At 46.6% G+C, this 17,148-nt stretch carries 19 protein-coding genes; 9 read left to right on the top strand and 10 right to left on the bottom strand.

The features are described from left to right. The first annotated feature begins 127 nt into the window (after window positions 1-127). Together K7G97_RS05960 and K7G97_RS05955 are read left to right on the top strand one after the other, a co-directional pair. Window positions 128-424 carry a hypothetical protein gene (locus K7G97_RS05960; protein WP_223041601.1) on the top strand — a complete coding sequence of 99 codons (297 nt, stop codon included), beginning with the start codon at window positions 128-130 and terminating at the stop codon, window positions 422-424. A gap of 304 nt (window positions 425-728) precedes the next feature. Continuing rightward, complete coding sequence (locus tag K7G97_RS05955) at window positions 729-1,625, top strand: SH3 domain-containing protein (protein ID WP_223041600.1); 897 nt, start codon at window positions 729-731, stop codon at window positions 1,623-1,625. Between the two features lie 56 nt (window positions 1,626-1,681). Here the strand turns inward: K7G97_RS05955 and K7G97_RS05950 are convergent, their stop codons facing one another. From K7G97_RS05950 to yneA, 7 genes are all read right to left on the bottom strand, one after another. Next, on the bottom strand, window positions 1,682-3,445 hold the full coding sequence (locus K7G97_RS05950) for an ABC transporter ATP-binding protein (protein ID WP_058705250.1): 1,764 nt from the start codon (window positions 3,443-3,445) through the stop codon (window positions 1,682-1,684). Then, window positions 3,442-5,193: an ABC transporter transmembrane domain-containing protein gene (locus K7G97_RS05945; protein WP_223041599.1), complete on the bottom strand. Its 1,752-nt coding sequence runs from the start codon at window positions 5,191-5,193 to the stop codon at window positions 3,442-3,444. The genes K7G97_RS05950 and K7G97_RS05945 overlap by 4 nt, the downstream gene beginning before the upstream one ends. Window positions 5,194-5,313: 120 nt before the next feature. Continuing rightward, window positions 5,314-5,544, bottom strand: coding sequence for a YneF family protein (locus tag K7G97_RS05940; protein WP_012370001.1), 231 nt, complete (start codon window positions 5,542-5,544; stop codon window positions 5,314-5,316). 123 nt (window positions 5,545-5,667) lie between these two features. After that, window positions 5,668-7,638, bottom strand: a complete 1,971-nt coding sequence (tkt, locus tag K7G97_RS05935) for a transketolase (protein ID WP_262415807.1) — start codon at window positions 7,636-7,638, stop codon at window positions 5,668-5,670. Between the two features lie 274 nt (window positions 7,639-7,912). Further along, window positions 7,913-8,149 (bottom strand): DUF896 domain-containing protein, encoded by a 237-nt coding sequence (locus tag K7G97_RS05930; protein WP_035398122.1) that lies wholly within the window; start codon window positions 8,147-8,149, stop codon window positions 7,913-7,915. 113 nt (window positions 8,150-8,262) lie between these two features. Continuing rightward, complete coding sequence (locus tag K7G97_RS05925) at window positions 8,263-8,916, bottom strand: YneB family resolvase-like protein (protein ID WP_029341251.1); 654 nt, start codon at window positions 8,914-8,916, stop codon at window positions 8,263-8,265. 45 nt (window positions 8,917-8,961) lie between these two features. Next, window positions 8,962-9,249 carry a cell division suppressor protein YneA gene (gene yneA / locus K7G97_RS05920; protein WP_023467771.1) on the bottom strand — a complete coding sequence of 96 codons (288 nt, stop codon included), beginning with the start codon at window positions 9,247-9,249 and terminating at the stop codon, window positions 8,962-8,964. Window positions 9,250-9,460: 211 nt separating this feature from the next. Between yneA and lexA the strand changes: the two genes are divergently transcribed. From lexA to K7G97_RS05895, 5 genes are all read left to right on the top strand, one after another. Then, a complete protein-coding gene (gene lexA, locus K7G97_RS05915) occupies window positions 9,461-10,075 on the top strand; it encodes a transcriptional repressor LexA (protein ID WP_023467770.1) in 615 nt (204 codons plus the stop codon). A 31-nt stretch (window positions 10,076-10,106) separates the two neighbouring features. Continuing rightward, window positions 10,107-10,577 (top strand): metal-binding protein, encoded by a 471-nt coding sequence (locus K7G97_RS05910; protein ID WP_047391185.1) that lies wholly within the window; start codon window positions 10,107-10,109, stop codon window positions 10,575-10,577. 186 nt (window positions 10,578-10,763) lie between these two features. Beyond that, entirely contained in the window at window positions 10,764-11,465 is a 702-nt protein-coding gene (locus tag K7G97_RS05905; protein ID WP_223041597.1) for an MIP/aquaporin family protein, read from the top strand. Between the two features lie 43 nt (window positions 11,466-11,508). Next, complete coding sequence (gene glpK, locus K7G97_RS05900; RefSeq protein WP_223041596.1) at window positions 11,509-13,011, top strand: glycerol kinase GlpK; 1,503 nt, start codon at window positions 11,509-11,511, stop codon at window positions 13,009-13,011. Between the two features lie 75 nt (window positions 13,012-13,086). Continuing rightward, entirely contained in the window at window positions 13,087-13,407 is a 321-nt protein-coding gene (locus K7G97_RS05895) for a hypothetical protein (protein ID WP_223041595.1), read from the top strand. Window positions 13,408-13,495: 88 nt separating this feature from the next. Here K7G97_RS05895 and dhaM read toward each other — a convergent pair whose 3' ends face one another. Genes dhaM through dhaK form a run of 3 tightly spaced genes read right to left on the bottom strand, consistent with a single transcriptional unit; the run spans window position 13,496 to window position 15,452 of the window. Next, window positions 13,496-13,864: a dihydroxyacetone kinase phosphoryl donor subunit DhaM gene (dhaM, locus tag K7G97_RS05890; RefSeq protein WP_223041594.1), complete on the bottom strand. Its 369-nt coding sequence runs from the start codon at window positions 13,862-13,864 to the stop codon at window positions 13,496-13,498. Next, window positions 13,857-14,459, bottom strand: a complete 603-nt coding sequence (gene dhaL, locus K7G97_RS05885; protein ID WP_029341247.1) for a dihydroxyacetone kinase subunit DhaL — start codon at window positions 14,457-14,459, stop codon at window positions 13,857-13,859. The genes dhaM and dhaL overlap by 8 nt, the downstream gene beginning before the upstream one ends. A 24-nt stretch (window positions 14,460-14,483) precedes the next feature. Next, window positions 14,484-15,452: a dihydroxyacetone kinase subunit DhaK gene (gene dhaK, locus K7G97_RS05880; protein WP_223041593.1), complete on the bottom strand. Its 969-nt coding sequence runs from the start codon at window positions 15,450-15,452 to the stop codon at window positions 14,484-14,486. Window positions 15,453-15,606: 154 nt separating this feature from the next. Here dhaK and K7G97_RS05875 point away from each other — a divergent pair, with 154 nt between their 5' ends. Then, the gene (locus K7G97_RS05875; RefSeq protein ID WP_223041592.1) at window positions 15,607-16,308 is read left to right on the top strand and encodes an AzlC family ABC transporter permease; all 702 of its coding nucleotides are present in this window, start codon (window positions 15,607-15,609) and stop codon (window positions 16,306-16,308) included. Continuing rightward, window positions 16,287-16,613 (top strand): AzlD domain-containing protein, encoded by a 327-nt coding sequence (locus tag K7G97_RS05870; protein WP_023467761.1) that lies wholly within the window; start codon window positions 16,287-16,289, stop codon window positions 16,611-16,613. The genes K7G97_RS05875 and K7G97_RS05870 overlap by 22 nt, the downstream gene beginning before the upstream one ends. Window positions 16,614-17,148 lie beyond the last annotated feature (535 nt).

Below are 17,148 nucleotides of genomic sequence, written 5' to 3'. Positions count from 1 at the left end.
CTTCATGTCCGCTCTTACATTCATTGCTAGTTCTCGTCCCCTCTATATACCTGACGATCTCCCTCAACTATACGTACATGAGGTCGAACCGCTTGAATATGTCTCATTGAAGCGAGGAAGATTCACGATGCCTTACTTGTATACGATCGAAGGTGCTGATCAATGGGAGTTCATGATTTATCTACAGCGTTATATGGAAGAAGGAGATGTCCACGAGCTGCTCTATATCGAAAATCAAAATGACAGCATGCATGACCATCTACCGTCCACTCCGCTACTAGAGCCAATCGAAATCAATATTCGCCAGCGAACGTATCAAACGATTCACGGCACGTTTCAACTTTCCGCTAACGATTGGATGCAGGAATTGTATCATCGTTCTTACCTGACAGCGTTCGGCGTGACGACGATCGTCAAGTATTGATCTACGTATCATCCGTTCCACTTTTTCATCATCAGACGATCGAAGGATTTAACACTTTCTATTTTTAAGGCTTTTTTCTGTTGAATTGTGCGATTTTTTTATATTCAGTAAGCCAAAAGACCTATAAACGTCCGTTTTTCATAATCAGTATGTCCTATCGATGACAAAAACCGCTCTTTTGCAATCTTGTTGTCACAAAAGCTCGGTTTGTAACTCGAATGACATTGACCTGTAAACGCACAGGTCAGATTTGCCGTGTAAAGTAGGAACAGTAAACACAGCATATGTCAGGAGGACATCAATAATGAAAAAAGCAGTTTTCGCTGCCGGTCTTGCAGCAACAGCTCTATCAGTAGGATTTGCCCAAGAGACAGAGGCTGCCTCAGAAACGGTAACAGTAAATACACCAGTACTCAACGTACGCACAGCACCTACAACTGCATCAGCAGACGTAGGAAATGTATATAAAGGTCAAACATTAAATGTCGAAGGACGTTCTGGCGCATGGATCAAAACAACAGTTAACGGTCAAAAACGTTATGTCCATGGTGCGTATACGTCTGCAGCAGGCTCATTCGACTTTAAAAAAGCGACAGTTACTACGGCAGTACTAAACGTCCGCACACAACCAACGACAAGCTCGAAAGATGTCGGTAACCTCTACAAAGGCGAAAAAGTCAACGTAGAAGCTAAAGTTGGTGCATGGATCAAAACAACAATCAATGGTAAAACGCGCTACGTACACAGCGACTATACTTCACTTGCTGGCGTATCAAAAGCACCAGCAGCACAAGCACAACCTGCTGCTAAACCAGCTGCGAAGCCAGCACCAAAAGCAGCTGCTAAACCAGCAACTGCAACAAAACAATCAACACCTGCAAAATCAGGTACGAAAGTGACAATGAACGTCACTGCTTACACGAACGACCCATCTAACAACGGTAGCCAACTTTACAACGGTCGTGCGTTGACAGCAAGCGGTTATGACGTTACGAATACGATCACGTACAATGGTATGCGTATCGTAGCAGCTTCTTCACAATACCCAATCGGTACACGTATGCACATCGAAGGCATTGGTGAAGCAATCGTACTCGACCGTGGTGGCGCAATCCAAGGTAACAAACTTGACCTTCTCGTTGGTTCACAACAAGAAGCACTCAACTGGGGACGCCAAAACGTTACAGTTACAGTCTACTAATCAAAACAAACAACCTGCCGGGCGAGACCGCCTGGCAGGCTTTTTTTGTCTATTTTTTAAGAAACCGTGACATGACCGGATTGCAACTGATACATCTTCTTATACAGACCATCTTGTGCGATCAATTCTTGGTGATTTCCTTGCTCGATCACTTCCCCTTGATGCAGTACAAGAATCAAATCTGCATCTTGAATCGTCGATAGACGGTGGGCAATGGCAATCGTCGTCCGCCCTTGACGCATCCGTTCAAGTGCGACTTGCACTTTCTCCTCTGTCTCCGTATCAATCGAACTCGTCGCTTCATCGAGGATCAGGATTTTCGGATCCCGCGCCATCGTGCGTGCGAAGGAGATCAACTGACGTTCCCCTGCCGAGAACGTCGCCCCCCGTTCCGCAACGGGACTGTCATATTGTTGGTCGAGTTGATTGATGAATCCGTCCGCTTGTACGAATTTAGCAGCCGCTTCGACACGATCAAAGGAAATCGAACTATCGAATAATCGAATGTTATCCGCGACCGTTCCCGTGAACAAGAATGAATCCTGCAACACGAGTCCGACATGCTGTCGTAGTTCTTCTTCTGATAACTGCTCAAGCGGTTGACCATCGATCAAGATCCGACCCGATTGGTACGCGTAAAAACGCATCAAGATATTGATGATTGAACTTTTTCCACTTCCCGTATGACCAACGAGCGCAATCGTCTGTCCTTTTTTCGCCTCGAACGAAATCCCTTTCAAGACATCCTTCTCTCCGTCATAACTAAAGCGCACGTCTTCAAAGACGATATGTCCTTCCGATACTCGCGCATCCCCTTCGAGTTGTTTCGTTGGTTCCGGCTCATCTGTATCGAGGACCTTGAATACACGGTCTGCTGAGACGACGGCTTGTTGGAACTCGGACAACCGTTGCATGATTTGCTGTACCGGTTGGAAAATCCGCTCCATGTAGCTGATGAAGGCATAGACGACACCGACTTGGACCGTTTGCGAGAACGATAGGACACCGAAATACGTTACGAGTGTCGCAATTGAAATGGCGAGTAACAATTCAATGATTGGTCGCAGCAACCAACTATCGAGCTTCAAGTTCTTATAACGTCCATTCTGGTGGGCGACGTTCGTCTCCTCGAACTCTGCCATCAAGCGTTTTTCTTGGCGGAATTGTTGAATGATTGCCATCCCGTTGATGGATTCGTTCAGTTGGGCATTGATTTTCGACAATAAATCGCGGACTTCCGCGTAATACTTCGTCGAATACTTCCGGTAAATCCAAATGATGAAATAAAACAGCGGTAACAATAGTAACGCAATCGTCGCGAGTCGCGGCTCTAGTAGATAAAGGAAGATATATGTTCCAATCAACTGAACGCCGCTTTGCACGAATGTCGACAGGACACCGATGTAGAGCTCCTTGATCGCTTCCGTATCGTTCGTGATCCGGGATACGAGCACTCCAGCAGGCGTCCGGTCAAAATAGGCAAGCCGTAAGTGCATGACGTGCCGGAATACATCAATGCGTAAGCGTTGAATGACTTGCAAGGCAATCTTTTGGAATTCGAACGCCTGCAAGTAATCGACGATGATCCCTGTCGTATGCAGTAATAAGTACGCTGTAAACAAAAGTGCGACTTCCTGTACCGGATACGTACCCGGTGCGACGTATTCATCAATGAAAATCTTGACGAGATACGGTCCCCCGAGTTTTGCCGCTGTCGTAATGAACAGCAGGATGAAGGCGATGCTGACCTGCTTTTTGAACGGTTTGACGAAATCAAGCAATCGTTTCAGGACGGCTTTTTCATTGATATCATGATTCATTCGGAACGCCCTCCTTGTTCAACAAGTGATTCTAGTTGCTGGCGATCGTACGTCTCTTTATACCAACCGTCATGAGCGAGTAACTGCTCATGCGTGCCCCGTTCGATGATTCGACCGTCTTCAAGGACGATGATCTCATCGGTATGCGACACAGCCGACAGGCGATGGGCAACGATGATTTGTGCCTGATCGTGATCCGCCGTGCGGAAGTGATGGATGATCGCTTCCTCGGTTTTAGCATCGACTGCAGACAAGGCATCATCGAGCACTAAAATCGGACAGTCTGCTAGTAATGCCCGGGCAATCGAGATCCGTTGTTTTTGACCGCCGGATAACGTCACCCCACGCTCCCCGACCATCGTCGCGTACCCTTCCTTAAACCCGAGAATATCATCATGGACTGCTGCGATCCGCGCTGCTTCCATGATGTCTTCCATTGATGCATCCGGTTGTGCAAAGGCAATATTGTCAGCAATCGACGCGGAGAATAAGAAATGATCCTGTGGAACGATCGCTACTTGACGACGGACAGTGTCACGCGTCAATTGTTTGATGTCTCGTCCACCAATCGTGATGGCGCCTTGTTTGACGTCGTATTCGCGAGACAATAAGCGAACGAACGTCGATTTACCGGCACCCGTCTTCCCGACGATTCCGAGTGATTTACCGGGCTTCAACGTCACATCGATGTCTTGTAAGACCGGTTGTGTATCATAGATGAAACGCTCAATCCCAACGTGGAGTTCTGGTGAGGAAACACTCGTTGCTGCTTCTTTTGCGTCTTTAATTTCCGGTTCAATCGCAAGCATCCGCTCGATCCGATCGTAAGAAGCACGACCACGTTCGACGATGTTGAACAACCAACCGAAGGCGAGCATCGGCCATGTCAATAAACCAAGATATGTAGTGAATGAGACGATGTCACCGATTCGGATTTCACCTTGTTGTAACAGATACGCACCATATCCGACAGCGATGATGTACGATAGACCGACTAATCCAAAAATCGTCGGGTCAAACAGCGCGTCGATTTTTGCGACACGACGGTTCTTTTGGACGACGTCATCCGATAGATCCGTAAACGTCTGTACATCAGACTCCACTTCTCCTGTTGCTTTTAAGACACGGACACCACTAATGCTTTCCGCGACCTTGTCATTTAAATCGGAGAAGGCTTCCTGTGCGTCATGAAAACGCGAATGTAACATTTTCCCGTAACGTGACGTCAAGTAGACCATCAGCGGCATCGGTAGAAGTGATACGAGCGTCAATTTCCAACTGATCGTCGTGACCATCGTGATGATGACGAAGCTCCCCATCGTCACCGAGTCGACGAGCGTTAGAATACCGGCACCTGCTGTCATCGATACCGCCTGTACGTCGTTCGTCGCATGCGCCATCAAATCCCCGCTCCGATATTTCTTATAGAACGATTGATCCAAATCTGAAAAATGTCCATACAGTTGGCTGCGCAATAATCGACCGAGACGAATCGATGCCCCAAAGATATAAAAGCGCCAAAAATAACGAATGATATATGTCGCGACCCCGATGAGCAACAATGTACCTGCGAGACGAATCAAATCATTCTTCGTCAAGCTCCCCTCGCTTAGACCATTGACTGTCGTCCCGATGATCTTCGGTGGAATGAGTTCTAACGCTGCTACAAAAATCAAGCAGACGACCCCAAGACTATACGCTTTCCATTCTCGTCGGAAAAACCAACCGAGTTTCCTGAAGACTCCCATTCAAGTCTCCCCCCTTTTTTAAATCCTATGATTATTTGAAATAGTCTCACATTTTAGATTAGTGCTCTTTCTAAAAAATAGCAAACAAAAAGGAGACCATTTGGTCCCCTTTCGTACAGCTTATTTTTTAGGTGATTTCATTGAACCACTCATTGAACGCATCACTTGGTTGACTTTCTTTTGTGATGGCTTTTGACCCATTTGCATCATCAATGTCTTAATCATATCTTCGTTGATTGGTGGGTTTTGCTCCAAGTAGTTCATCATGTATCGACGAGCGATATAGAAACCAAGGGCGACACCTGCTACCAAGCAAAGAAGGGCAATTAAAATCCAAATCCATGTAGCCAAGTTGCTTCCTCCTCTAACTTAAAACGTCGCTTTTTACTATACTATAATTCCAATTGTTTGCATAGATGATAATAGATGAAAAACGAGCCCGACGTAAGATCGGACCCGTTTTTCCGGAAAAGATTATCCGAGTTGTTTGACTGTCGCTAAAACGTTCTCAACAGACATGCCGTATTCTTTCAAGAGGAAGTCTCCAGGAGCAGATGCGCCGAAACGATCGATTCCGATGACTTGTCCTTCTGTTCCTACATATTTGTACCAACCAAGCGAAGCGCCTGCTTCGATCGCGACACGTTTCGTGATGTGTTTCGGAAGAACTGATTCTTTGTACTCTGCTGACTGTGCTTCGAATACTTCCCATGATGGAAGCGAAACGACAGCTGCTGATTCACCAAGTTCTTTTTGTGCTTCGACAAGAAGGTGAACTTCTGAACCCGTACCGATCAAGAGCGTATCAGCTTTCGTGACGTCACCAGCGATGACATAACCACCTTTTTCAGCGCCCTCTGTCGTCGTACCTTCAAGTTCAGGAAGACCTTGACGCGTCAAGACGAGAAGTGTCGGTTTGTCTTTTGCTTGAACCGCTGTTTTCCATGCTGCGATCGTCTCTTTTCCGTCTGCTGGACGGTAGATCGTGACGTTCGGCATTGCACGGAAGCTCATCAAGTGCTCGACTGGCTCGTGTGTTGGACCATCTTCTCCGACAGCGATCGAGTCGTGCGTCAAGACGAAGATTGATGGAAGTCCCATTAATGCTGCTAAACGAACCGCTGGACGGAGGTAATCCGAGAAGACGAAGAATGTCGCGCCGTAAGGAATGACGCCACCGTGAAGCGCCATACCGTTGACAGCCGCAGCCATTGCGAATTCACGTACTCCGAACCAGATGTTACGACCGCTTGGGTCGATATCGAAGTCTGCTTCGCCTTTGAGCATCGTGTTGTTCGATCCTGCAAGGTCAGCTGAACCACCGAACAATGTCGGAACGTTCTTCGCAAGACCGTTCAAGACTTCACCACTCGTTTGGCGTGTCGCTTTTTTCGATGACAAGTCGTACGTCGGAAGATCTGCTTCCCAGTTGCTTGGCAATTCGTTTGCGATTGCGCGAACGAGTTCAGCATGCAATTCTGGATGCGCTGCTTCGTATTGTTTCATCGTCTCGTTCCATGCGTCTTCTGCAGAAGCACCACGTTGGACGATCCGCTCGTCAAACAATGACTTAACTTCTTCAGGCACGTAGAACTCTTCGTGATCCCAAACGTAGCTTGCTTTCGTTAATTTGATTTCCGCTTCACCGAGTGGTGCACCGTGAGAAGCCGATTTCCCTGACTTGTTCGGTGAACCGAAGCCGATGACTGTCTTGACTTCGATCAACGTTGGTTTTGTCGTCTCTGCTTGTGCCGCCGCGATCGCTTTCGAAATCGAATCGATATCCGTTCCGTCTTCTACGCGAATGACTTGCCAGTTGTACGCTTCGAAGCGCTTCTGGACGTTTTCAGAGAATGATTTATCGAGATCGCCGTCAAGTGAGATATCGTTTGAATCGTACAATACGACCAATTTACCAAGACCAAGGTGACCTGCGAGTGAAGCCGCCTCAGCTGAGACACCTTCCATTAAGTCTCCATCTCCACAAATTCCGTATGTGAAGTGATCGACGACGTTGAGATCGTCACGGTTGTATTTTGCTTCAAGATGACGTTCTGCCATCGCCATACCAACTGCCATTGCAATCCCTTGACCAAGTGGACCTGTTGTCGCATCTACACCAGCCGTGTGACGGTATTCCGGGTGACCTGGTGTTTTTGATCCCCATTGACGGAATGATTTAAGATCATCCATTGATAGATCATATCCCGATAGGTGGAGGAGTGAGTAGAGAAGCATCGAACCGTGTCCGGCTGAAAGTACAAAACGGTCGCGGTTGAACCATTCTGGATTTTTAGGGTTGTGGTTCATATGATCCGCCCAAAGCGAGAATGCCATCGGCGCTGCTCCCATTGGCATACCTGGGTGACCCGAATTCGCCTTTTGTACGGCATCAATCGATAAGGTACGAATCGTATTAATTGCTAATTGTTCTACTGTCGTCATGTTCGTCAAAACAATCATCCTCTCTCTTTTTCACAAATTCCTACTCATTTTAGCACACTCTTAAATGTGATACAACTTTTCTAAATAGTATGTCACATTAAAATGAATGCGCTATCTATAGCCGTTCTATCGACTCATACAGGATGCATGAATTGATGAAAGATCGTTATTAAGATGTATTGCTATCGTGCAATGTTTCCTCATCTAACAGCGCTAAACAAAAAAGAGGTCCGCTTAACGCGAAACCTCTTTCTTCTATAGAAGGAACAAACGATTATTGTTTATTCCGTTCTTCTTCTTGTGCTTGTTTTAATTTCTCAGGTGTTACGTCTGTGCCCTCTTCATCGACGATTTTCATGCCCATGAGTTGGTTTTTGAACGATCCACGGAATGCTGCGAGATACGCTGCACGTAGCTCTTTTTGTTCTGCTGTTTCTGCTTCCGATAACGGCTCGACTTTTGATTTATTCGCTAATGCATTGATTCGATCTAATTGTTCTTGTGATAACATGAAATCCCTCTTTCTCTATGACTCAAACTTGAGTAGTTCAATTGTATTCTTACTGTAAAAGAGCTTACTAAAAAAAGCAAGTTAACCGCGTCAGTCGACGGGTTACTTGCTTCTCATTCCGGGCTAGGCGTCAATTCGCGATATTCAAGATATCGACGATTGACTGTTGCCTTTGAGATATCATGTCCCATCCCGCGAAGCGTAATGGCGATATCTGAAAACGTCAATCCGAGTTCTCGAAGACGTACGATTTCTTCGATTGGTACGTCTTTTCGACTACGCCCGGCGTTCTCTCCTTGGCGATTGAGATTTCGTTCCGGGCGAAAGCCTTGTTCGACCGCTCGCCGCATGCCGCGCGCGATTTTTGCGTTATGCAGTTTCCGTTGATATTCTTCCACCAGTGAGACGATCTCAAGGACCATTGCTTCTGCATCAGCAAGCTGGTATTCTCCATCGGAATCAAGCGTCATCAATCGAACACCGTGCTTCTTAAACGTGTGCAAAATAGCGATTTTCGCATTCCCACGACCAATCCGTGTATCATCCGTCACGAGGACCGCATCTACCGCGTCACGTGTCACATGATCAAGAACCGTCAGCATCCCTTCCCGATCGACGTCATATCCACTCTCTTTTTCAGAGACGACATCCACGACATCAAAACCCTTTTGAGACGCAACCTTCGAAAGTTCCATCCGTTGGCGTTCAATCGAACTATCTTGTGCTTCTTTTTCGGTCGACACCCGACAATAAATCACGACCTTCATCGTACCTCACATCCCTGTTCGTTCTTTCACAACTTTTCCATTTTGTCATTGTTGTGCGATTGGTACAACGATTTTGCTTTTTGAGATGACGTGTTTTGTCTCGACATCATTATTTTTAATCAACCAGTTGACGTATTCTTCATCTGACATCGAACCATCATTGTAGACTTCAGCAATTTGTTCGACTGTGGCGTTCTCATCGACCGTAACGGAAGCAGTCATCAGTTGCGCCACTTTTTCATCCGGGCGCGGTGTGAGTAAAAAGATCACGAAGGCAATACTTAAGGCATAGAAGAGAATTGAAAAAGCATGAGTACGAATCGTATGAATCATCATGAATCCCTCCAAATATGAAATGAATGAGTTAGAATAAATGTTCGCGGAACAATTGTTCGCATAACTCATAATAAACACAGAACCCGTGTTCGGTCAACACAAAATGTCGAACAATTGTTTGTACGCTCATTTGTTCTATGTTATAGTGAATCTAGAAACATATATTCTTACATTTCAAACTTCAATCCAGAAAGAGGTGGCAATTCGTATGCGGAAAATGTCTAAGCGCCAACAAGAGATTCTCGACTACATCGTCTCTGAAGTGAAACTGAAGGGGTATCCACCATCAGTTCGTGAAATCGGAGAAGCAGTCGGACTCGCGTCTAGCTCGACGGTACACGGTCATTTGGATCGACTCGAGAAACGGGGAATGATTCGCCGTGACCCGACGAAACCACGTGCGATTGAGATATTGCTTGATAAGCCTGAAGAAATCACGGAAGCCATCGTCCATGTTCCCGTCATCGGGAAAGTCACAGCGGGTCTTCCGATTACAGCGATTGAAAACATCGAGGAACAGTTCCCACTCCCTGCACATTATGTAGGAAATGAAACGGTCTTCATGTTGACGATCGATGGTGAATCGATGATTAACGCAGGTATTCTTGACGGCGATCGTGTCATCGTGCGCCAACAAAACACAGCAGAAAACGGAGAAATCGTCGTAGCTATGACCGAAGATAGCGAAGCGACGGTGAAACGGTTCTTCTTAGAAGATCAACAGGTACGTCTACAACCAGAAAATGACTCGATGGATCCGATGTATTTCGATAATGTCTCCATTCTTGGTAAGGTAATCGGCGTGTATCGGACGATTCATTGACGGAGGGACCAGTTACGACTGGTCTTTTTTCATGCCATCAGGAAATGTACATGATACCGTCAATACCGTCGCACTGACGGGTTACGTTGCGTATTCGGTCGCAACGCAACAAACCGATTGGTTACCAACCGCCATCGGTATCGCTGTCGGTACCCTTTGGTTGTCACCCGACCTCGATTTAAAATCAGAACCGTATTATCGCTTTGGACCGTTCCGAGTCCTTTGGATGCCTTATGTCAAGATCATGCCCCACCGCTCAATCTGGTCACACGGATTGATCATCGGAGACATCATCCGGCTTCTTTATAGTGCTGCGATTCTGATTCCGCTACTATTTTTAAGTCTCTATTTTCAGGTTCTTGATTCTGCTACGATTGATTCGTGGTTCGCTTCCCTGCCTGCATTCGTCGTCGGGATCATGGTGGCGAGTACGATTCATATCCTACTAGATTATTCCAGCAGTTGGTTTCGACCTAAAAAAAGAAAAAAACGTCGTCGGTAACATCTCTTTTGCTTGCTCGCAGGCAGGAAGAGGTGTTTTCTTATCCACTTTTTCGTATCTTTAAACATCAAAATAAAAAATTTCCATTCCTATATTTCAATTATATGTATTGAAAACGTTCTCAAATCGGAGTAATTTAAAGTAGAAAGGCCATTATCTGCTTTAATCCAAAGGGAGGGTTTTTGCATGAATAACTTTGTACTAGAAATGATCGGTACGATGATTCTTATCCTGCTCGGGGATGGAGTCGTCGCCGGTGTCGTCTTGAAAAAGACGAAATCGGAAAACAGCGGATGGATCGTCATCACGTTCGCTTGGGGTCTTGCCGTCATGACAGCAGCATTCGTCGCTGCTGAAAGTGGAGCACACTTGAACCCCGCATTGACGATTGCACTTGCTTTGAACTCTGACCTACCGTGGGCAGACGTTCCGATCTACATTGCCGGACAACTTGTCGGAGCTTTCATCGGCGCCATTCTCGTTTGGCTTCATTACATGAAACATTTTGAAGCGACTGATGATCAAGCTGCAAAACTCGGTGTGTTCGCAACAGGTCCAGCGATTCGTCATACGCCGTCGAACTTGATTTCTGAGATCATCGGGACATTCGTTCTCGTCTTCGGTATCTTAGCACTCGGTTTATCGACGTTCGGAGATGGCTTAAAACCACTCATCGTCGGTTTACTCGTCGTCGTCATCGGTCTCTCGCTCGGTGGTACAACAGGGTATGCCATCAACCCGGCTCGTGACCTTGGACCGCGTATCGCGCACGCTATCCTACCGATTCCGAATAAAGGTTCATCTGACTGGGGCTATTCATGGATTCCTGTCGTTGGTCCAATCATCGGTGGGGCAATTGCTGTGTTCATCTATCAATTGATTTACTAAGATCACGTCTCACTAACACATACCGCTCAAGGGGGATTTCGAAATGGAAAACAAGTATATCCTAGCACTCGACCAAGGGACGACAAGCTCACGTGCGATCATCTTCGATCACGATGGGAAAATCGTCAACTCGGCACAACGGGAATTCAAGCAATACTTCCCACAACCAGGCTGGGTCGAGCATGATGCAAACGAAATCTGGGGTTCGATTCTTGCCGTCATGGCCGAAGCACTCGGAACGGCAGATATCAAACCTGAGCAAATCGCCGGAATCGGCATTACGAACCAACGTGAAACGACGGTCGTCTGGAACAAAGAAACAGGCAAACCTGTCTATCACGCACTCGTTTGGCAATCGCGTCAAACGTCTGGTATCTGTGACGACTTAAAAGAACAAGGTTTGAACCAGAAGTTCCGCGATAAAACAGGACTTCTGATTGATGCCTACTTCTCTGGAACGAAAGTCAAATGGATCCTCGATAATGTCGAAGGTGCGCGTGAGCAAGCAGAGAACGGTGAATTGCTCTTCGGTACGATCGATACGTGGCTCGTTTGGAAACTTTCTGGTGGAAAAACGCATATCACGGACTACACGAACGCTTCACGAACATTGATGTATAACATCTACGAACAAAAATGGGATGAAGAGTTACTCGATATCCTAGGTGTTCCTGCTTCGATGTTGCCAGAGGTTCGTCAGTCGAGTGAAGTCTACGACAAAACGGTACCGTATCACTTCTTCGGTTACGAAGTGCCAATCGCTGGTATTGCGGGTGACCAACAAGCAGCACTCTTCGGTCAAACGTGCTTCGAAGCGGGTGAAGGAAAAAACACATACGGAACAGGTTGCTTCATGCTCATGAACACAGGTGAGAAAGCTGTTTCTTCTGACCATGGACTCTTGACGACGATCGCTTGGGGCGTCGATGGAAAAGTGGAATATGCGCTGGAAGGTTCGATCTTCGTCGCCGGTTCTGCGATCCAGTGGCTCCGTGATGGACTCCGGATGTTGAAACACGCGAAAGATTCGGAAAGTTACGCAACGAAAGTCGACTCAACAGACGGTGTTTATGTCGTTCCTGCTTTCGTTGGTCTTGGTGCGCCGTACTGGGATTCAGATGTTCGTGGAGCAATCTTCGGATTAACACGTGGAACTGATAAGGAGCACTTCGTTCGGGCAACGCTTGAATCACTCGCTTATCAAACACGCGACGTATTGACAGCGATGGAACAAGACTCTGGTATCGAACTGAAGACACTCCGTGTCGACGGTGGTGCTGTAGCCAACAACTTCTTGATGCAGTTCCAATCGGACATCCTCGGCGTTCCTGTTGACCGTCCGCAAATTAACGAAACGACAGCACTCGGTGCAGCCTACCTTGCTGGATTAGCTGTTGGTTACTGGAAAGATAAAGCGGAAATCAAACAACAATGGAAGCTGGATCACCAGTTCAAACCAGAGATGAAAGAAGACGATCGCGAACAACGCTATGCTGGATGGCAAAAAGCGGTGGAAGCGACTATGGTCTTCAAACCATCAAAATAAAACAATTGACCCGGTCCCTTTTGCAGAGGGACCGGGTTTTTGATATCTTATAGAAAATATAGCGAGAGGTGTATCATGAATCCTACTTATTCGGATCAACAGCTAAAAGAGCACATTCAGGCCGCACTAGATGGCAACATCACACATGAAGAACTAGCAGATTGGTGTTATTGCTACATGACAGACGTGTACCATAACGATTATTACCATATCGCAACCGACGGACGTGAGAGCTATCCGTTAAGTGAGCAAGCGACTGAGGTAGCAAACGATATCGATGCACAATGGGATATGTATCTTGCTAACAGTTATACTCTAAATGAATTACAGACCATTGATTTAGCTACAATTCATTTGCCTAGAGAGTGGTTAGAAAAATGGCTCCAGTCGTTTTGATTCATGAAACACTCATCTAAGTTTTAATACGAATAAAAGAAATTGAAATAAATCCCCCTTCGCCTGCTCGCAAAGGAGGATTTATTACTTATTTGCCAAACTCTTTTTTCAATCCATCTTCAATCTCATCAACGGATTTAGACTGACCGCTTAGGACTGCCGCCAAAAACGCCCCTTCGACGAGGGGTGCATCGATAAACCGAACCGTCCGTTCGCCACTGTATAGTTCAAGTGCCAATTCCGTGTTCATCGTCGCAGAACCGATATCCGTTAAGACGATTCCATCGTCGTCCAGTGTATTTAATGTTTCTTCGATTCGCGTCGCGTCCGTTCCAATGCTACCATCCTCAAGACCTGCCGCTATTAAGACTGGCGTATCCGGTGCCATCTCTGCTAACAGTTCCTTTAGTCCAGTCGCGAGCTTTTCACTATGGGAAACGAGTACAAGATTAACCATGAAGCACCTCCGCGATTTCGCCGAGCAACAACGCACTCGATAGACTACCTGGGTCCTGGACGCCTTCTGTCGCTTCACCGAAGTAAGACGCACGCCCTTTCGTTGCGATGCGCGCTTTCGTATCAGCAAGCGCTTGATCGATTGCCGCTTTCAAATCCCCTTCTTGCGAGAGCGCCTCTTGGAACGGTGTCCAGATATCGACCATCGTCTTTTGACCGAATTCCGATTTCCCACGCGATTTGATGCCTTCCGTCGCTTCATGGAAAGCATCTGCGAGTTCTGCACCTTCGACTTCTGTTTTCCCTTTGAACGCACCAGCGAACTTAACGAATGCCGTACCGTACAAAGGACCGGATGCCCCACCGACCGTCTTGATCAGCGTCATCCCGACCTCTTTCGATAAAGCTCCTAAATCCTCATACTCGCCGTGTTCTTCTAACGTCTTTTGGACTGCTTGGAAGCCGCGTGACATATTGATTCCGTGGTCTCCGTCGCCGATTTCCCGGTCGAGGTCCGTCAATTCATCCTTGTGCTGTTCAATCTGTTCCGCGGCTTTGATAAGCGCGCTTCGCAACTGTTCCGTCGTCAACTTCATCTTTGTACACCCCGTTTATCTGAATTAGAATCCAATCGCTTTCGTTTCTGCATCGAGATAACCAAGCAGTTCATCATCCACTGGTAAGAGCGTGATTGAGAATCCGTGCATCTCGAGCGACGTCATATAGTTTCCGACGAACGAGCGGGCAATCTCATACCCATGCGCCTGAAGTTCTTCCGCGACGTATTTATACGTGATATACAGTTCGGATTCTGGTGTTCCACCCATCCCATTCACCATGACGGCGACTTTTTTATCTGGCACTTCTTTCGTCAGGCGATCGAGCAACTCTTTAACGATTGCATCAACGGAAGCGACTGCTTTTCGTTCGAGTCCTTTTTCGCCATGAATCCCGATTCCAATTTCCATCTCGTCATCATGCAACTCAAAGCCTGGTTTGCCACTCTCCGGCATATAACATGGCGAGAGTGCCATTCCGATCGAACGAACGCCCTTGATTACTTTTTCAGCAACTGCCTTGACTTCACTCAATGATTTCCCTTCTGCAGCTGCAGCTCCGGCAATCTTATGGACGAAGACCGTTCCCGCGACACCACGACGATCCTCTTCCTTTTTGATCGCGATGTCATCATTGACAACAACCGTGTCGACTTCGATGTCCTCGAGTTCAGCGAGTTCCTTCGCCATATCGAAGTTCATGACATCACCCGAGTAATTCTTGACGACGAGTAAGACACCTTTTCCACCATGGGCTGCCTTGATACCTTCAAGCACCATATCCGGTGTCGGTGACGTGAAGACTTCCCCACAAACAGCCGCAGCAAGCATACCGTCCCCAACGAATCCAGCGTGCGCGGGTTCATGCCCACTTCCCCCACCAGAAACGAGTCCGACTTTTCCATCAAGCGGCACTTTCCGTGCGACGACATTAACACCTTCGACCTTTTTATACAAATCAGGGTGAGCTAGTACGAGTCCGTCGACCATGTCTGAAACGAACCGGTTTGAATCTTTCATTAATTTGTGCATGAAAAACGCTCCTTTACCTAACTGATTTTGCCGTACCACTTAGTCTTTACCACCAAATCAAGTCGAATATGTCGAAAAAAATGATGAAAATATTGACCAGTTGGTGACGATATTCCGCATGAGTGCTATGCTCTTAAAAAAGAGGAGGAATCGAATGTCATCAGCCTTTCAAGCAGGTGTCCGTGCCTGTCTACCCACTGTCCTCGGATATATCGGCATCGGTTTTTCAGCTGGGATCGTCGGTCGTGCCTCCGGCTTATCCCCTCTTGAAGTCGGATTCATGTCCGTCTTCATCTATGCCGGTGCCGCTCAGTTCATCATCACGAGTCTCTTACTATTAAATAGTCCTGCTTCTGCCATCATTCTGACGACGTTCATCGTCAATCTCAGGCACTTGTTAATGAGTCTGACGCTTGCGCCACATGTTGAGACACGGCATCTCCGCGACCGTCTCGGTACCGGAACGCTACTGACGGATGAGTCGTTCGCTGTCGCGATGAACACTGCCCAAAAAGGGAAGCTCTCTCCGTCTTTCATGCATGGCTTGAATCTGACTGCTTACTTCAGCTGGATCGTCGCAACCGTTCTCGGCGCCCTTGTCGGTAGCTGGTTCCCTGATCCCGAGCGCTTCGGTCTCGATTTTGCCCTGACAGCGATGTTCATCGGTTTATTGTACTTACAGTTTGAAGGGGAACGTTCCCGTATTGCCGTGAATAGTTGCCTCCTACTGATTGTCTTACTATTGCTTTACATAACCATGCGCTACTTTTCTCCAGAAGTCGCCGTTCTTTGCGCGACGCTCGGTGGTGCAAGTATAGGAGTCGTGATCACACGATGGAAATCCGCCCGGAATTAATTGCTCTTTTTTTAGCTTGTGGACTCGTCACATGGATTCCACGCGTCTTACCGTTTCTCGTCCTTCATGGACTGACGTTACCGCGCCTCGTAACAGAATGGCTCTCGTTCATTCCGGTCTGCCTGCTTGGTGCCCTCTTTTTTCAGAATCTCCTCATCGCTCAAGATGAGGCATTTCCGACGGTTTCGACGCTTCATGTCTTCGCCGCCCTCCCGACCATGGCGGTCGCGATTTTCAGTAAAAGTTTATCCTGGACGGTCGTGACTGGTGTTGTTACGATGGCGTTTCTACGATTGTATCTGTAACTAATCTACTATTCCTTTTTTTATGTAGTACGATTTGATATCCATCTTGTGCTATTTTTGAAATGGAAATAAATGAATAGTAAAGGAGGTTCTAATATGCCTAAAAAGTGGCCGTTATCCTTTCTGATTTTATTGTGCGCTAGTTTTCTACTTGTGAATCAAATAGACGTATCCTACATGTTAAAACAAGGACTGGTCATATTGTACGTTGTAATCTATTTTGGCGTGATGGTTGTTTCTCAGAAAAAGAAAGTCTGATATCACAAATATGCAAATCCATATATTTATTCTGAGAATGAAACAATCACAAAAAGTTTTTATTTTTACATTTTTGAGATATAATGTAATCAGTTATTCTTATCATGCTAATACATAACAATATTGGAGGGACTATAGTGTATAACTATTTTGTATCTTTTACATTTAGAAGTGCTACAGATAGAGTTAACTTTGGATCTACCGTAGTAAAAACACCACGTAAAGTTGTAGACCACGATACTCTCACCTTGTTGAGAAGTAACCTCGCCTCACCTCA

It is taken from the genome of Exiguobacterium acetylicum (assembly GCF_019890935.1).
In the GTDB taxonomy this organism is placed as follows: domain Bacteria; phylum Bacillota; class Bacilli; order Exiguobacteriales; family Exiguobacteriaceae; genus Exiguobacterium_A; species Exiguobacterium_A abrahamii.
Note: the sequence above shows the minus strand (reverse complement) of the source record. Positions and strands in the feature narration are given on the sequence as shown.

Bases quoted from the DNA above. Each gene is read 5' to 3' on its own strand.
- K7G97_RS05960 (WP_223041601.1), top strand. From the start codon at position 128: ATGCCTTACTTGTATACGATCGAAGGTGCTGATCAATGGGAGTTCATG.
- K7G97_RS05955 (WP_223041600.1), top strand. From the start codon at position 729: ATGAAAAAAGCAGTTTTCGCTGCCGGTCTTGCAGCAACAGCTCTATCA.
- K7G97_RS05950 (WP_058705250.1), bottom strand. From the start codon at position 3,445: ATGAATCATGATATCAATGAAAAAGCCGTCCTGAAACGATTGCTTGAT.
- K7G97_RS05945 (WP_223041599.1), bottom strand. From the start codon at position 5,193: ATGGGAGTCTTCAGGAAACTCGGTTGGTTTTTCCGACGAGAATGGAAA.
- tkt (WP_262415807.1), bottom strand. From the start codon at position 7,638: ATGACGACAGTAGAACAATTAGCAATTAATACGATTCGTACCTTATCG.
- K7G97_RS05930 (WP_035398122.1), bottom strand. From the start codon at position 8,149: ATGTTATCACAAGAACAATTAGATCGAATCAATGCATTAGCGAATAAA.
- K7G97_RS05925 (WP_029341251.1), bottom strand. From the start codon at position 8,916: ATGAAGGTCGTGATTTATTGTCGGGTGTCGACCGAAAAAGAAGCACAA.
- yneA (WP_023467771.1), bottom strand. From the start codon at position 9,249: ATGATTCATACGATTCGTACTCATGCTTTTTCAATTCTCTTCTATGCC.
- lexA (WP_023467770.1), top strand. From the start codon at position 9,461: ATGCGGAAAATGTCTAAGCGCCAACAAGAGATTCTCGACTACATCGTC.
- K7G97_RS05910 (WP_047391185.1), top strand. From the start codon at position 10,107: ATGCCATCAGGAAATGTACATGATACCGTCAATACCGTCGCACTGACG.
- K7G97_RS05905 (WP_223041597.1), top strand. From the start codon at position 10,764: ATGAATAACTTTGTACTAGAAATGATCGGTACGATGATTCTTATCCTG.
- glpK (WP_223041596.1), top strand. From the start codon at position 11,509: ATGGAAAACAAGTATATCCTAGCACTCGACCAAGGGACGACAAGCTCA.
- K7G97_RS05895 (WP_223041595.1), top strand. From the start codon at position 13,087: ATGAATCCTACTTATTCGGATCAACAGCTAAAAGAGCACATTCAGGCC.
- dhaM (WP_223041594.1), bottom strand. From the start codon at position 13,864: ATGGTTAATCTTGTACTCGTTTCCCATAGTGAAAAGCTCGCGACTGGA.
- dhaL (WP_029341247.1), bottom strand. From the start codon at position 14,459: ATGAAGTTGACGACGGAACAGTTGCGAAGCGCGCTTATCAAAGCCGCG.
- dhaK (WP_223041593.1), bottom strand. From the start codon at position 15,452: ATGCACAAATTAATGAAAGATTCAAACCGGTTCGTTTCAGACATGGTC.
- K7G97_RS05875 (WP_223041592.1), top strand. From the start codon at position 15,607: ATGTCATCAGCCTTTCAAGCAGGTGTCCGTGCCTGTCTACCCACTGTC.
- K7G97_RS05870 (WP_023467761.1), top strand. From the start codon at position 16,287: ATGGAAATCCGCCCGGAATTAATTGCTCTTTTTTTAGCTTGTGGACTC.